The organism is Streptomyces roseochromogenus subsp. oscitans DS 12.976 (genome assembly GCF_000497445.1).
GTDB lineage: Bacteria > Actinomycetota > Actinomycetes > Streptomycetales > Streptomycetaceae > Streptomyces > Streptomyces oscitans.
The window spans coordinates 1-15,222 of record NZ_CM002285.1; the positions used below are offsets into that span (position 1 = coordinate 1).

Annotated in this window: 14 protein-coding genes and 1 pseudogene; 9 read left to right on the forward strand and 6 right to left on the reverse strand. The window is 69.3% G+C overall.

The genetic code is table 11. The features are described 5' to 3' along the window. The first annotated feature begins 809 nt into the window (after nt 1–809). Nucleotides 810–1,367 carry a hypothetical protein gene (locus M878_RS50725; RefSeq protein WP_023544043.1) on the forward strand — a complete coding sequence of 186 codons (558 nt, stop codon included), beginning with the start codon at nt 810–812 and terminating at the stop codon, nt 1,365–1,367. Beyond that, a complete protein-coding gene (locus M878_RS50730; protein ID WP_023544044.1) occupies nt 1,364–1,843 on the forward strand; it encodes a helix-turn-helix domain-containing protein in 480 nt (159 codons plus the stop codon). Before M878_RS50725 ends, M878_RS50730 begins: the two co-directional genes overlap by 4 nt. Before the next feature lie 363 nt (nt 1,844–2,206). Here the strand turns inward: M878_RS50730 and M878_RS93155 are convergent, their stop codons facing one another. Beyond that, nucleotides 2,207–2,986: a hypothetical protein gene (locus M878_RS93155; protein ID WP_023544045.1), complete on the reverse strand. Its 780-nt coding sequence runs from the start codon at nt 2,984–2,986 to the stop codon at nt 2,207–2,209. 180 nt (nt 2,987–3,166) lie between these two features. On the opposite strand from M878_RS93155, the gene M878_RS50735 reads away from it, so the two are divergent. Together M878_RS50735 and M878_RS50740 are read left to right on the forward strand one after the other, a co-directional pair. Continuing rightward, nucleotides 3,167–4,129 (forward strand): PIN domain-containing protein, encoded by a 963-nt coding sequence (locus tag M878_RS50735; RefSeq protein ID WP_023544046.1) that lies wholly within the window; start codon nt 3,167–3,169, stop codon nt 4,127–4,129. A gap of 81 nt (nt 4,130–4,210) precedes the next feature. Beyond that, the gene (locus M878_RS50740) at nt 4,211–4,774 is read left to right on the forward strand and encodes a hypothetical protein (protein ID WP_158692591.1); all 564 of its coding nucleotides are present in this window, start codon (nt 4,211–4,213) and stop codon (nt 4,772–4,774) included. Between the two features lie 13 nt (nt 4,775–4,787). On the opposite strand, the gene M878_RS50745 is transcribed toward M878_RS50740, so the two are convergent. Further along, nucleotides 4,788–5,486 (reverse strand): hypothetical protein, encoded by a 699-nt coding sequence (locus M878_RS50745; RefSeq protein ID WP_023544048.1) that lies wholly within the window; start codon nt 5,484–5,486, stop codon nt 4,788–4,790. Nucleotides 5,487–5,669: 183 nt separating this feature from the next. Between M878_RS50745 and M878_RS50750 the strand changes: the two genes are divergently transcribed. Beyond that, the gene (locus tag M878_RS50750; RefSeq protein WP_158692592.1) at nt 5,670–6,191 is read left to right on the forward strand and encodes a hypothetical protein; all 522 of its coding nucleotides are present in this window, start codon (nt 5,670–5,672) and stop codon (nt 6,189–6,191) included. A 205-nt stretch (nt 6,192–6,396) separates the two neighbouring features. Here M878_RS50750 and M878_RS97170 read toward each other — a convergent pair whose 3' ends face one another. The 4 genes from M878_RS97170 to tap form a co-directional block, all read right to left on the reverse strand. Beyond that, a complete protein-coding gene (locus M878_RS97170) occupies nt 6,397–6,549 on the reverse strand; it encodes a hypothetical protein (protein ID WP_023544050.1) in 153 nt (50 codons plus the stop codon). A gap of 319 nt (nt 6,550–6,868) precedes the next feature. Beyond that, on the reverse strand, nt 6,869–7,420 hold the full coding sequence (gene tpg, locus M878_RS50755; RefSeq protein ID WP_023544051.1) for a telomere-protecting terminal protein Tpg: 552 nt from the start codon (nt 7,418–7,420) through the stop codon (nt 6,869–6,871). Nucleotides 7,421–7,428: 8 nt separating this feature from the next. Beyond that, nucleotides 7,429–7,659, reverse strand: coding sequence for a hypothetical protein (locus M878_RS50760; protein ID WP_158692593.1), 231 nt, complete (start codon nt 7,657–7,659; stop codon nt 7,429–7,431). Then, nucleotides 7,646–9,817, reverse strand: a complete 2,172-nt coding sequence (gene tap / locus M878_RS50765; RefSeq protein WP_023544053.1) for a telomere-associated protein Tap — start codon at nt 9,815–9,817, stop codon at nt 7,646–7,648. The genes M878_RS50760 and tap overlap by 14 nt, the downstream gene beginning before the upstream one ends. Nucleotides 9,818–10,065: 248 nt before the next feature. Here tap and M878_RS98160 point away from each other — a divergent pair. From M878_RS98160 to M878_RS50775, 4 genes and pseudogenes are all read left to right on the forward strand, one after another. Beyond that, nucleotides 10,066–10,752 (forward strand): annotated as a pseudogene (locus M878_RS98160) (TnsA-like heteromeric transposase endonuclease subunit); the annotation flags it as partial. A gap of 108 nt (nt 10,753–10,860) precedes the next feature. Beyond that, nucleotides 10,861–12,921 (forward strand): Mu transposase C-terminal domain-containing protein, encoded by a 2,061-nt coding sequence (locus M878_RS46355; protein WP_031223477.1) that lies wholly within the window; start codon nt 10,861–10,863, stop codon nt 12,919–12,921. Then, nucleotides 12,918–13,928, forward strand: coding sequence for a TniB family NTP-binding protein (locus M878_RS50770; RefSeq protein WP_023544055.1), 1,011 nt, complete (start codon nt 12,918–12,920; stop codon nt 13,926–13,928). Before M878_RS46355 ends, M878_RS50770 begins: the two co-directional genes overlap by 4 nt. A gap of 31 nt (nt 13,929–13,959) precedes the next feature. Next, nucleotides 13,960–14,430 (forward strand): TniQ family protein, encoded by a 471-nt coding sequence (locus tag M878_RS50775; RefSeq protein WP_023544056.1) that lies wholly within the window; start codon nt 13,960–13,962, stop codon nt 14,428–14,430. Nucleotides 14,431–15,222 lie beyond the last annotated feature (792 nt).

The following is a 15,222-nucleotide window of genomic DNA, read 5'->3' on the forward strand; positions in this document are numbered from 1 at the left end:
CCCTGACCCCTCCTCAACTCCCGAAACCGACCGCTCACGTCATGAATACCCTGCCAGCATACACACCTAACCCGCTACCGTGGGACGGAATCCGTCGATGCATCACCCGAGCGCGCGAACCTATAACAAGGGTGATGCATCACTGTGCCTGCCTGTGTAGCATTTGGGTCCTTGCCGCCCCCCTCCGCCCGCGCCAATAACTACCGGTTAAATTCAGAATTGCGCGGCCGTAAATCGCTCAGCCGTAGAACGGAAGCTTCGATATGGGAATGCTGGAATTCGGCGTGCGGAGGTACAGGAGCCGAACGGCCGCTAGGCCGGGCGGCGGAACCACCCGCCGGCACCGGCCACGCTCCTTTGCTTTTGATCGTCACGGCCGGTACCACCCGAGACTCAGAGCCGCTGGTGCCGCCTACGGTCCGCACTCGCTCCACGGAGCCGCACGCGAAGCCGCCTCAGCCCCCGGACGGGGCCGACGCGCAGCAGCTGCCGGGCCGCTGGGGGATGGATCGGCGACCTCACCGGTCCGGCCGCCTGCTTCGCCGCTGCTGGAGCGGTTTGGAGGGTGCGGGGCGGGCCTCAGGGGGCGCGCCTCTAAAGATCAGATAGCGGCGACGCTGTGACCTGCGAAAACGCGGGCGATGCATGCACTCAGAGTGCATAGATCGTGGTCGCGGACGGTGAGATCCATGCACGTAGGTGAATAGATCGTTCCTGTCCAGAGACACGCCCGCCCCGTGCATGGATCCCCTGCATAACATCGCAGATCTGCTATGTTATGCGCCTCAACGATCATGAAGGAGAGGCCCGTGGCCCAGCCCTTGAGGCGGAGCGCGGAGGCGCCGGCGAAGGCGTCGCGGCTGGTCGCTGCTCCACCTCCGGCCGATGTCGTCAACGGCATGGAGTCCGCCCAGGACCTGATGCGGCGGTTCGAGAAGCTCGCCAAGAAGGGCGGCACCTTCTCGACGAACCCCGAGGTCAAGCCGTACGTCTTCTACGGTCCGCAGCACCTGAGCTTGTCCTGGGTGATCCAGGAGAACCTCTGGAAGTTCAAACTGTCGGCGATGTCGCGCGACGTGCTGGACCACATGACGACCAACCACGACGCCCAGGCCCTGGTGAAGATGACCCAGAGCTCGCTGGCGACGAAGTTCGGCTGCTCACAGTCGAAGGTCTCCCGGGCGATCGGGCAGCTGAGCCGCCACAACTTCGCGTGGAAGGAGCAGCGCGGGCTGTACCGCCTTAACCCGCTCTACGCTTACCGGTGGAACAGCACGAAGCAGCGACGGCTGGTGAAGTCACTCGAGAAGACGCTGCTCGCGCACCCGATCACCATCCCGACTGTGAGGAACGAGGCCACGCGATGAGCGACGACGCCGTCTCCGTCCCTGGTTTCCACAACCCGGAGATCTTCGAGGTCCTGCCGAACGCGTGCCTGTCGCCGACGGCGCGCGACGTGTTCGATGTCCTCACGGCCCGCCAGGAGCCCGGGGGCCTGGTCAAAATCCGGCAGCAGGACATCGCCGAACGCCTCGGGCTGACCCAGTCCGTCGTCTCCCGCGCGATCGGCCAGCTGCGGGATAAGGGCATCCTGAGCGAGCGGCAGCGCAAGGGCACGGTGCTCATCCACCCGCTCCTGGCCGGCTACGAGTCGCTGTCCCACATGGTCAACCACCTCAAGGACCCCGACACGTTCGTGTGGCCGCTGAACTTCCCCACCGGCGACATCCGGCCCCCGCGGGCCCGAGACGCCCGCACCGGCACAGACTTCGACCCCGACCCTGACGGCGGCGAGGACGCCCCGGCCCCTGAGGCCCGGCCCACCCTCCGGCTAGCCGGCTGAACCGCTGCACCACCACGGCGCCCCCCGTCCGGGAGGGCGCCGTCGTCGTTCCCGGCCGGGACGGAGCAGCACGCCGGTAGCACCAGCTACACCGGATCGTTTGGAGCAGCAGAACAAACCGGCGGTCGCCCGCTGTACCGCCCGGGGCCGGCCTCCGACCCGTGCAGCAGCCTTGTGCTACGCGGGCCCATGCAAATGCTGCGCTGCATCCACGACGCCACGCTGCTGCCATCCGACGACCACCACCAGGAGCACCAGGTCCCCGGCGCAGGCCCTCGCCTCACACCTGACAGCCTCACAGCGCACCCTGTCCACCAGGGGAAACGGGGTATGTGCCTCACAGCAGCGGTGGGGCAGCAGCGGTTACAGCACGGTGCCGTGCAGGGCGCGGCGGTCGCCGGACATCGCGTAGCGGCGGGCGGCGAAGCCATGCTCGAGGGGCAAGCCGATCTCCGCGCACAGCAGCGCCAGGACGTCGGCCGCGTCGCCGTCGGACAGGTAGGCCGGCGCGACTTCGAGCATCAGCTCCCCGATCGCGTAGGTGCTGGCGGCGAGTTCGTCGACGACGCGGCGGAGTTCGGCGAGCGCGGGATCCTCCGTCGGACCGGCGGTTGGTGGAGGTGGGGCGGTGCGGACGTCGCGTACGGCCTGGCGGACCACCGCGCGCACCGTAGCCGCGTCGAGGGCTTGCAGGCCGCTGTGGGCGAGCGTGGCGAGGCGGCGGGTGATCAGCTCCGTGACGTCGTCCGTACGGCTGGAGACGGCGATCAGGGCGCGCTGGGACAGGCCGTAGTCGAGCACGGCTGCGGAGGCTGGGCCGGTGTCTCGCGTGCGAGACGTCTCGGTGCCGGCGTCGACGGCGCGGTGGATCGCGGCCAGGGTGCGGGCGACGTCCAGAAGCCGGTACGCCTGCGCGCGGCTGATGCCGAACTCCGCGTCGCAGTACGCCTCCCACGTGCCGTAGCCGAGCGGAAGCCAGACACGGGCGGCGTGCGCGTCGCGGACCCGGGCGGCGAGCACCGCCATGGAGCGCCGGACGTCGTCCATCGCCTCGCGCAGCCTGGTCGTCACCTCCCGGGCCTGCGTGGTCGTCAGCGGCGGCTGCGCCGGTTCGGCGACGTCGTCCTGGTCGTGATCGCCCATGCCTCCATCCTCCTCCGCGCCGGTGGGCCGGACCAGGCGTACGGAAGGACAGCGCGCGAGCTCCGCCTCACAGCGTGACAGGCCCGTGACACCGCAACGAGGGGCGGGCGGAGCGGGCGCCAGCCACCCGCTGCTGCAAACCAGCGGTCCTGTGTGGCCCGCCCCTGGCAGGATCCACGCATGCTCATCACGCCCCGCCCGGGAACGGACCGGCAGAACCTCCTCGATGCGCTGCGGACCGTACACACAGCAGCATCCAACGAACGCGGCGCCGGTCATTCCAGCGCCTACCACCGGCTGCTCAGCTATCTGGAGTGGGCCCTGCGCTCAGCCCAGCAGCTGCGGAACCAGGTCAGCGCCGAAGACCTCACCGCCCTGGTCCTGACGAAGCGTCACGACACGCTCCTGGACGGCGTCGGGCACCTCGCGGGCACGGAGCAGCAGCGTCTTGTGAACCTGCTGGTGGACCAGGAACTGGCGGAGCGCGTCGAGACCCTCGAAGCGGCGATAGACCTGCTGCGGTCGCTGATGACCCGCTGGGACGGACCGGAGTGGTTCGTGGTCGCCGACTCCAGCTTCTACATCCAGAACCCCGACAAGCTGGAAGACGTCGACCTGCACCAGGTGCTGGGTCTGCCGTCCGGCGAGCACATCCGGTTGCTGTTCCCGATCGCCGTGGTCGACGAGCTGGACGGCCTGAAGGAGGCGGGCAAGCACCGGCCGCGATGGCGAGCGGGCCACACACTGGGACTTCTGGACGGCACGCTGAACGGGTCCCTGTCCGGGATTCTGCGCCGGCCTCGCCTCACCCAGGACGAAGTCCGCGGCCAGATCAGCCTGGAGATCGTCCTGGACCCGCCCGGGCACGTGCGGCTGCCCCTCGCCGATGACGAGATCATTGACCGGGCGGTGGCGATCCAGTCCCTCGCAGGGCGCCCTGTGCGGCTGTTGACCTGCGACACCAGTCAGCACACCCGCGGAAAGGCGGCTGGTCTGCAGGTGACGAAGGTGCCGGCGAAGGATCCAGGGCCGGAACCCGACTGGGAGGCTCAGGACAGGACCGGAAACGGCACCCGCGCCAAGCGTCGCGAGAGGCAGTCCGCCGACGCGGTAGCCCTCCAGGCAGACGGGTCGGCGGACTAGAGGTCCAAGGCGATATGGCCTGTGAGCCTCACGGGTGACAGGCGGCTGCGAGTGCTCAAGCACGCCCATACGATCCTCACCATGAGTAGCGAGATGGTTACCGTCCAAGTGGACCCGCGTGAGTTGCCGGCCGACAGCTTCACCGAATCCGACATCGCCAGGATCGAGCTGGTGTCTGCGATCGAATCCGCCGCGACCGCCCTCGGCCAGTACGCGCAGACGGTAGGCGAGGACCTGGCGCAGGCCGGCGACTATGCACGTCGGGCGAAAACCCTCCACCCGCTCGATTCGGTGTTGAGGCAAGCCGTGATCGCCGAGCGGGTCCGTGGGGCCAGCTGGGAGACGATCGCAGAGGCCCTCCGCATGAACGCGCCCGATGCTGAAGCACGGTGGGGTCATGCGGTAGAGCAGTGGCGTCGGGAGACGCCAGCAACCAGCCCCTACCGAAAGAACCCCGGGCGCGCTGCCGCCTCGGCTGACAAGTACATCACCACGGACACGCCCTACCAGTTCAGCACTGCCACCCGTCGGCCCTTGTCCGCCTCGCTGGACGCGGCCGCCCATCTCACCGGCCGCGACGTCACCGCGGCGGACCATGCGTTCGCCGGCACCGGCGGTCGGCTCGCGGCCAGCGCGAGAGGATGATCAGCCATCGGCGTCAACAGCCCTTGATGACCCGGCTGATCCCGTACGGAACCTCCTCCGCCACCACGAACAGCGGTTCCAGGATTCCCAGGTACACCGGATCCGTGTGGGGCGGGCTGTGCTCGGTCATCAAGCAGCCCGCCGCCTCTTCCTTCGTCTTGGGGTGGGCCGCTCCCTCATCTTCGGCGATCTCGACAACGAGCTCGATCGCGGTGTCCACGCCGTCGCGCAGATGGGCCCACCGCTCCGTCATTTCCTTCCGCTCGTCACGGAAACTGCGCTCGCGGTCGGGCAGGAAGTCGGCTGCCGGCACCGACAACGCCTCACGCAACCGGCCAAGGGTCGGCTCCTGGCACAGCTCTTCCACAGTGGAGGCCGTCAGCGGCGGTTTCGCTTGGGCCACGCGCTCCAGCACGGTGACGCCCAGGACGGCAGCCGAGGCCGCGTACCGCCAGGCGGCCAGCGCCGTGTGCCGCTCGTAGTCGGAGGCGCCGCTTGCGATCTCGTGGACGGCTTCCTCGTAGTACCGGAACGGCGACCGCTCCGTTGCACGCAGATCGGCCACGTCGCGAGCGGTGGCGAGGCGGTCCCAGATCGCGACCGCCGACTGCCACTCGTACCGCGCCGTAAGAAACGCTCCGTGCAACGACCGCAGCGCCTCCAACTCGATCGTCTTCAGCGTCCCGCAGTCATCGAACGGTGGAAACCGCACGCCACTCCCCCCACCCTGGCAGCACATACAGTGACCAGCACGGTACTACCCGAAATTGACGCGCGAGACCCGAGAGCCCCCCGACCAGCGGTCTGGCCGAAACACAGCGGGCCGCGCCGGATTCGAGCGGGCGGTCCGTGCGAGGACCGCCGCCGCACTCCGCCGACTCACTACGGTCAGCGCATGACCAGTAACGGCGTAGTCGTGGACGAGGCAGTCCGCGCGGCATGGGACTCGTACCGGATCTTAGAAAAGCGCACGTCAGAGGAGGAACGTCGGCAGGCACAGCAGCGTGTCCAGGCCGCGATGGTCACCTACGGCCGGGACGAAGTGTCCCGGGGCACGGTCTTCCTGGTGGGCGTACTGACCGCGCACATCATCGGCCAGCAGGATGGCGGAGGGGCGGACCGCCTCGATCCGCTCAGTGATCTGATCCCGGCCGTGATCCGCAAGCTGCCCAGCTTCGAACTGGCCGACCCCGCCCAGGTGCCCATGGTCACCGGCGTCCTCATGGCCGCGGCCATGGGCATGAACACCGTGGCCTGGCGCGACCAGTTCGGAACGATCCCACCGAAGGAAGCCCTGGCACACAACTTCGTGCTCTGGCTGCTTGCCGACCTCTTCGACAGCCTGGTCGAACAGCCCAGCGCCACCGACCTGCTCATGCGGGAGACCTTCAACTCCATGACCGCCGAACCCGGTTGATACCCGGGCACTGGCGCAGCGGCAACCATCGCCCTGAGGTTCCGCACGGCTACGTCCCATACGAAAGAGGCGCGCAGATGACCGACGTGCCCCAGCAGCCCACGGCCCTGAGCCAAGGGTGCAGCGACTCACCCGGCTGGAGGGTAGAGAGCTGCCGCCGACCCGGGCATCGCGGCGAGGCCAGTGCCGTATGGCGTACCGGCATTCAGTGGCGGCGGCGCTGCGCTGTGAGCTGCTCTCTCAGTTCCCACATCTCCCGGCGTGTGAAGCGGAACGCGAGCGTGGAGCCGAGCAGCATGCCGAGGATCAGCAGGAACGCGCCGGGGAGAATGAGTAGTCGTATGTCTTCGGTCGTCATCGGCCGTGCCTCCTCAACTCGCCGTTCGTGTCGCGCCGGCCGACGGCGGGGATCCGAGCGGCAGCCGGTGCGACAGAGCGCATCCTCCTGCGAGGTGGCAGGAGTGATGGGGTGATCACAATGCGCCACGATGACTGAAACACACAACCCCTTCACGCAAACTTCCTGCCGCATGCACGGACACCACGAGGAAGGCCGTCCGGGGCAGACCGCGCGGGGCCAAGTGGTCAGAGCCACCAGGAGCGGATGCGGTCGGCGGCGTTGGGTGAGGGGCGCGGCGCCGCACGGTATTTTCCCCTCCTGTGTTCTTCGTGAGTTCCTAGAAGGAAACGTCGAAATAGTCGATGTTGTTGAGGCTCACTTCGAGGCCCTGGGCACGCACTCCGCCGTCCTTGAAATAGATTTCCTGCAATCCCTCGGCCACGATTTCGCGCATCTGCTGGTCGCTGGCCCCGGCGTCGCGGGCGTCGAACAGGCGCTGCGCGTACACCGGGGGGAGGTGCACGGTCAGGCGCCGGAACCTTCCGTCGTCGGTCGTGCCGATGGGCGCGGTGTAGCCGAACTGGGCGCGGGTCTCGACCGTGATCCCGCCCGTGGTGGCGGCCTGGCGCTGCCGGCGCTTGCGGATCTGCGGCTGCCAGCGGGTCCGCACTGCGTCGTCGATCTTCGCGGCGACGTCGGCGCGGGGGTGCTTGCGGGCGCCGCGTCGGTAGCGGTTGACGGAGTCGGCGGTGACGCCGATCTCCTGGGCGACGGCCTTCGCGCTGCCCAACTGCCGGATGAGGTAGCCGATCTGGCCCTTGAGTGTCTTGGGCGGATCCTTGGTGAACGCCTCCCGGTCGGCGCGTTCCAGCGCGGCATGGATCTCCACGGTGCTGCTCAGCTCCCTTCGGGGGTGGGGTCCGGCTCGACCAGGCGGAACCAGGTCTCGCGGGTCTCGTGGAGGTCGTGCCGCCCGAGTTCGAACCGAGGCGATCCGCGGTGGGCGCGCAGGGAGAACTGCAGGGACCTCATGCGCGCTTCCAGGCGGTCCAGCGTCCGCTCCAGCTCCGCGCCGGCCTCCAGCGACGGCGTGCCGGTGTCGGTGGCCACCGGGCTACTCGCCCTCATCGAACACGGCATCGTGGCCGTCGCCCTTGATGTGCCGGGCGGGGTTGTAGCCCTGCTCCATCAAGTCGACTGCCCACGAAAGTTCCTGCACTCCCTCCACCTTCGCCAGGCCCGGCGTCGGCCCGAGGCGGAAGCCTCCCGGCTGGGGCTTGCCAGAGGCAGCGTACGGCAGGAAGTCGAGCGGGCTTGGGCCGGGCGAGGGGTAGACGACGCAGTCGGAGAGCACGGCCAGCGGGTACAGGCCCGTCATCTTCGCCATGTTATTGAGCTTGCGGTGCATGTTGACCCGGGCCTTGCTGATGACGGCGGCCCGGATGTCGGGGCGCCAGGTCGGGCGCTCCAGGGCCGGCCACCGCTCCCCTTCCTTGTAGTGGCGGCCCTGCGGGCGCTCGCGGAGCTTCCCCACGCCGCCCTTCACGGTCGCCTTGATCGCGGAGAGTACGGCGGCCAGGGCCGGGTCGACCTGCTTGTGGCGCTCCATCGCGGCGAGGAACTCCGCATCGGACAGGTCCCGGGTGACGCCGAGGTCGGCGAGGGTGTCGACGTAGGCGTTCTTGAGCCGGTCGTGCCACGGGTCCAGGTACGCGCCGGTCTCCCGGCGCAGGTACGCCTCGATCGGCTGGACGTCGTAGCCGAGTTCCTGGGCGTAGGCGACGGTATGCGTCTGGTACCAGGCCGGGCTCGTCGGACGGCTGCCGTCCGGGGTGAACGGGCTGGGCAGGCGCGGGTCCAGCTCGATGTGGGAGAGGTCGACCAGCCAGCTCCCGGGGATCTTCGGGTTGAACTTCGGGGCGTGGAAGTGGTCGGGGGCGCTGAGGCCGACGACCAGGCGAGCCGCGGCAGCGAGGAACGCCGTGTTCAGGTCCAGGCCGACCGCGAAGGGCAGTAGGCACTCCTCATCGCTGAGCAAGTCGACCGGCCGCACCCACTGGTACGCCTCCTCATTGAGGAAGCCGCCGGTCCAGCCCGAGTTCACGACGACGGGGTGCTCGGGGGTGGCCTCCGGCGGCGCCGGGTCCATCGGCTCCGTCCCCAGCGAGCCGGGGTTGGGGCCGGACACCCAGTTCCCGGTCTCCGGATCCTGCACCGGCCGGGTGGGCGGGCGCAGCGCCGTCATCAGCTCCAGGCCGGAGACGGCGGTGGAGCCTCGTGGGGTGATGACCCGCTGGGCGTAGACACCGAGGACGCGGGCGATGTCGGCCGGTTCCATCTCCGCGACGCCGGGCCAGGACCGCTCATCGAGGGCGTCCCAGGACAGGATCGCGAGCTGCACGCACTGCCGGTCGCGGCCCTGGGCCTTGCGGTAGATCCGCGCCCACGGTCCGAACCCGCGCTGCGTGAGCTGCCACTTCGCCTTCACTACCTGCTTGACGACCGGGTGGTCCTCCGGGAGGCGCAGGGAGCGGCGCTGCTCGTGACCCTCCAGGCGCTCCGGCAGCCCGAGCTTCACGGCGGCCGCGGCGGTGAGCACGATCAGCGGGTCGCTTTCCTTGCCGTAGCGGTTGAGCTTCGGCGCACCGAGGCCCGACTCGCGCAGCGTCCACTCCACCAGCTCCGGCACCGTGGTGGCCGGGCAGTCGAGCACGATGCCGTCGACGCCGTACGCGGAGCCGTCGCCGTCCAGCACGGCGAGCGGACCGTGCGGGAACCGCGGGTCGGCGGCGGGCTTCACGGCCTTCTTTGCTGCCGGGCGCCGTGACGACGTCACCGGGCGGCGGGCGGCAGGGCGCTCCGGCACGGCCGGGGTGAAGGGAGCCTCCACTGGCGTGGCCGTCGCCGCCTCGGGCGCGATCGGGCTGGTAGACGTCTCCGACGCCGTCGGCGAGGGCGCGACGGCGGCCGACTGGCCGGTGAACGTCTCGGGCACCGGCACCGTCGTGCCCTCATCAAGGGCAGCGGTGTCGGCGGCCGGGGCGGGGTAGATCTCTGCGAGCTTGTTCAACAGCCGCGCGTACGCCTCACGTTCCGGGCCGCGAGGCTCGGTCGGTTTCCTGGCGGACTCCCAGCCGGACACCGTCGCCCGGCGCACCTTCAGCGCGGCGGCCACCTGGTCCAGCGTCAGGCCGTGCGCCTGGCGCAGCCGCTTGCGCTCCGCCGCCGGCGGCAGCGGAGCACGGGACGCGACCAGCGCGTCGACCGCGTCGAACAACTCGGACATGAAACACCTCCTGACCCACATTCTACCCCAGAACCGTACGTGACGCGTACGGTTGCCGTACAAAACCCGTACGGCTTGAGGTCTGACATGCGTGCGTCCGGAGTGGGGGTGATCTCTCGCAGCGAAGGTTGAGCGTTGTCATCGAAGGTTGGTGACCGATAGGTTTTCTCACCGAAGGTTGAGTGATCGTTTAGGGCTGACTGTCTGGGGAGACGGTGGGGGAACCGGTACGCGCGTACGGCGACCCCGTGCTCAGCGCCTTTGACCTGGACTTCTTGGACGGCGGACAGCGCCGCCGCACCGCGTTGGGTGCCGGATGGAACGTCAGGTTCGAGGCGGTGCCGCCGGTACGCGGGTTCCGGTGGAACAAGGGCGACCGCAGTTTCCCCGGCTGGTACTACGCGGTGACCACCGGCGATCATGTGGGCTACGAGTCGTGGCTGGAACGGGACCGGCTGATCCTTTTGGACTTCGACCCGGACGTGGTGGGGATCGCCTCCCAGCCGTTCTGGTTGCAATGGCGCGACGGCGGTGCGAAGCGTCGGCACGCGCCTGACTACTTCGTACGGTTGGCCGACGGTCGCGCCCAAGTCGTCGACGTCCGCGCCGAGGACCAGGTCGACGAACGGACGGCAGAGGCCTTCGCCGCGACCGAGCGGGCCTGTTCGGCGGTGGGCTGGGAGTTCGTGCACGCCGGGGTTCCGGATCCGGTACTCATGGCGAATCTGCGGTGGCTGGCCCGCTACCGGCACCGGCGGTGCGGCCGTGAGGCGGACGTCGCCGAAGACTTGATGGGTATCTTCCGGCAGCCGCGCCGGCTGCGGGTGGGAGCTGAGGAGGCCGGCGACGTCCTGCGGGTCCTGCCCGTGCTGTTCCACCTGCTTTGGACCGGAGTGCTTCGTGCTGACCTCGGCGGGGCCTTGCTCAGCAGTGGCACTGTGGTGCGTGCGCCGAACGGGATGGCCGGCGGGCTGGGGCATGGGGGCCGGGGGCACGGCCCGCTGCTGCGGCCACGGCCGGGCACACGCAGGGAGGAGAGCCAGATGCGCAGGCTGTCGAGGCCGGCCTCGATCGGGGTGGGCGACCGGGTGCGGTTCACCGGGCAGAGTCGGGCAGTGCTCGCGGTGTCCGCCCAGGCGGTGATCCTGTCCGACGAGGGTGGCTCGCCGCGTGAGGTCCCGCTTGCGATGCTGCTGGCCGATGACAGCTTCAAGGTGATCAGCAGCCCGGAGAGGATGCCGCTGCCGCCGGTGTCGCTGCTGGAAGCGCTTCCGCAGCGAGCGCGGGAGAAGGCTCTGTGGTGGGAGGGCCACATCCTGGAAGTCCTCCACGGCATCGACCCCACCGCGGGTGAGGACGCCCGGCCCCGGCCCGAGTACGACCCGGCTCGCCACTCGCTGACCGCGCGGGAGCGGGCCAAGGCGGCCGAGTTGACGGCGGCGGGCTACCGGGTCAGCGTCAGCACTGTCGGCAACTTCCGCCGCCGCTACCAGGCCGAGGGCCTGCTGGGGCTGGCTGACCGCCGGCCGGTTCGCAAGAGGCCGCGGTTCGGCACGGTCGATGACGCGGTGGTCGAGGCCATGCGGCAGGCGATCAAGGAGGGCGAGGACGACTCCACCCGCACCGGCACCTACATCATCTGGCGGACCGGCGAGATCCTGAAGGAAGCGGGCGAGCCGGTCGAGTTGCCGTCGCAGGCGACCCTCTATCGGCTCCTGGCCAAGCTGTCGCAGGGCAACCCCGTCTCGGCAACGGCCCGCAACCGCCGCTCGAGAGCACACGGGGCGACGGCGCCGTTCGGGCAGTGGACGGTGTTCGCGCCGGGCGAGGTGGTGCAGATCGACTCCACCCCGCTGGACGTTCTCGTCCGCCTGGACGACGGGGTGGTGGGCAAGGTCGAGCTCACCGGCATGGTCGACGTCGCGACCAGGACGGTGACCGCGGCGGTGCTGCGGCCCACCACCAAGTCCGTCGACGCCAGCGTGCTGCTGGCCCGCACCGTCACCCCTGAGCTGATGCGCCGGGGCTGGGTGGACGCCTTGCGGATGTCGAGGTCGGTGCTGCCCTACCGCCGGCTGCTGGACATCGACGAGCGCCTGGAGCACGCGGCGGCGAAGCCGGTGATCGTGCCGGAGATGATCGTCTGTGATCACGGCAAGGCGTTCATCTCCCGCAACTTCCGGGCTTCCTGCCGCTTCCTGGAGATCGACTTCCAGCCCACCCACAAGGCGGCCCCGTTCCAGAAGGGGCACGTGGAGAAGATGCTGGACTCCGTCGGCACGCTGTTCGCCCAGTTCGTCGCCGGTTACACCGGCCGCAGCACCGACCACCGCGGCCGCCATCTGGAAAAGCAGCCCCTGTGGTCCCTGCCCGAGCTGCAGGAGCTTCTCGACGAATGGCTGGTCGCGAAGTGGCAGAACCGCGAACACGACGGTCTGCGCGACCCGTTGCACCCGGGGCGGTCGTTCACGCCGAACGAGAAGTACGCCGCCCTGGTGGAAGCCTGCGGTTCCGTCCCGGTCGCGCTCAGCGCAGAGGACTACATCGAGCTGCTGCCGTCGACCTGGCGGGCGGTGAACGACTACGGCATCAGGATCAAGCGCCGCACCTACGACGGCCCGGACCTGATCCGCCGCCAGCACTCCGGCGTCACGGAGAAGAAGGGCTTGTGGGAGGTCCACTACGACCCCTACGACATCTCCCGGATCTGGGTACGCAACCACCACGGCCAAGGCGAGTGGATCGAAGCGACCTGGAAGCACCTGCGTCACACGCCGGTCCCGTTCGGGGAACTGGCCTGGGACCACGCCGCCCGGGGCCTGCCCGAGGGCACCGAGGCGGAGATCGCTCAGGCGGCCGCCGCCCTGCTGACCCGCGCCCACGCCGGCCCCCAGGACACCGCGGCGAAGCCGAAGAAGCGCACTCGCCGGGACAAGCGGGTGGCCGCCCGCACCAAGGCGACCCCGCCGGTCCCGACCCCGCCACCGGCCCCACATCCCGCACCGGAACCTGAGCCACAGCGGGCGGAAGAGGAAGAACCGCTCGCCAAGGTGATCCCGCTGGGCCTGTTCGACCCGCTCGCCGACCCCTGGAAGACTCGATGACACACCCGCAAAACCTGCTCGACCCGTCGGCCGACGAGCCGCAGGAGCCGGACCAGCACCTGACGACCCTCGCCGGCTGGCGGGCCTTCGTCGCTGACCAGCCCGTCATACCCGAGCTGCTGAGCGACACCGACCACGCGAAGCTCACACCGGCCGAACGGACCCGCTACGACGAGGACCGGATCGACCACCACACCCGGCTGCTGGTGGTGGCGACCTCGACCGTCCAGCACACGGTCACCTGCGGGCGCCGCCTGGTGCTGCTGAACCGGCACGCGGTCAGCGCCCGCCGCGGCCTGATCGTCTCCGGCCCGGCCGGCACCGGCAAGACCACCGCGATCACCCAGCTCGGCCGCGCACACGAACTCCTGGACCGGGCCCGTCATCCCGGCGTGAGCGACCGCATCCCGGTCGTCTACATAACTGTCCCGCCGGCCGCCACACCGCGCATGGTGACGGTGGAGTTCGCCCGCTTCCTCGGCCTGCCCACCCGCTCGCGTTCGAACATCACCGACATCCTGGAGTCGGTCTGCGGCGTGTTGACCGACGCCCGGGTCGGCCTGGTCCTCGTCGACGAACTGCACAACATCTCACTGGCGACCAGATCCGGAGCCGAGGTCGCCGACACGCTGAAGTACTTCTCCGAGCGCATCCCCGCGACGTTCGTCTATGCCGGGATCAACGTCGAACGCAACCTGTTCGACGGCACCCGCGGACAGCAGATCGCCGGACGCTTCACCCTGATCCCCACCGCCCCGCTGCCCTACAACAGCGAATGGCAGGGACTGGTCGCCACCCTGGAGAACTCTCTGCGGCTCCACGCGCACAAGCCCGGCAGCCTCACCGGCCTGGACCGCTACCTCCACGACCGCACCGGTGGCATGATCGGTTCGCTCTCGCACCTGATCCGCGGCGCCGCCCTGGACGCGATCCTCACCGGCAGCGAAGAGATCACCGAGCAGAGCCTGCAGGCGATCCCGCTCGACCACAGTTCCGACTCCCGCTAACCGCCGAGCGGGAAAGGACCGCCACCGCACGATGCCCACCACGAACACCGGCCCGAAGCTGGCTCCCCTGCCCATGCAGGTCAGGCCCGTCCTCGGTGAAGGGATCGCCTCCTACATACAGCGCTTGGCACAGGCCAACCACCTGTCGCCGGACGAGCTCACCGCTGTCCTCTGCCCCCGCGGCAGGGCCCGGCCTCCGGAGCTGCACCTGCTCGCCCAGCTCACCAACAGCACCGTCGATGCCCTGCGACGCGCTCTCCCCGACGCACCAGGACGTGTCAACACCGACCCGAACCGCGCAGGACCGTTCCCGCAGCGGGTCGACCATGCACTCCCAAGCCTCTTCGATCGGGTCGATCTCCTCATGGCGCTCGGTGAGGCACTCCACTTCGGTGTCCACCGAAACGTCCTCCGCCACCGCTATCCGCGGCTCAGACGCCACCTCCTCCGCCTCGCACTCCAGCACCAGCCACGACAACATCGGCCACCCCACCTGAGATGACCACGTCCAGCCCACCACCCGCCCGTCTGCCCATACAGATACGGCCCATCGCCGGCGAAGGCTTCCGGTCCTTCATCGAGCGCCTCGCCGCCGCCAACCACCTCAAGGTCACCTACTTGCGCCACTACCTGGTCGATCCGCCGTGGTCAGGAAGGGGTTCGCCCAGCTGGGAGCGTCTGGCCGCCGCGGTCGGCCGGGACGCCTCTTCCCTCAAGGAGATCCTCGTGGGCGCTCGGTGTGTTGAATGCGGGGCTCGCACGTTCCAGCCTCAAGGCGGCACCGCACGGCAGACCTGCTCACAGGCATGCCGGCAGAAGGCATACAGAAGACGAAACCCGAAGCCGCGAGAGGAACGCCGCCTGGCCTGCTGGAGTTGCGGCACGAAGCTGACCTTCGCCGGCCGCGGGGCAATTCCCCGCTGGTGCTCAGATGCCTGTCGCCAACAGGCATACCGCCAGCGCCGGCGCGAAAAGGCCGAGGCCCGGACCTCCCGGGAACCAGCCTGCGGCGTCTGCGACGCTCCGCTCGGACCTGGCCGACGCCGCTGGTGCTCGGACCGCTGCTGCCACACCGCCTACCGCCGCCGGCGATTCGGCACCCCCAGGCAGCAGCCCACAACATGCGCCCAATGCGCCGGCCCCCTCGAACCGGGCCGCGGTAATCGACTACGTCTGACGTGCTCAGCCGCCTGCCGCAAGAGACGTTCCTACCTGCGCATCAAAGAACGGGACCGCCGTGATCGATCACTCAACCTTCGCTGAGAAACGCTTAACCTTCACTGCGACAGAACAA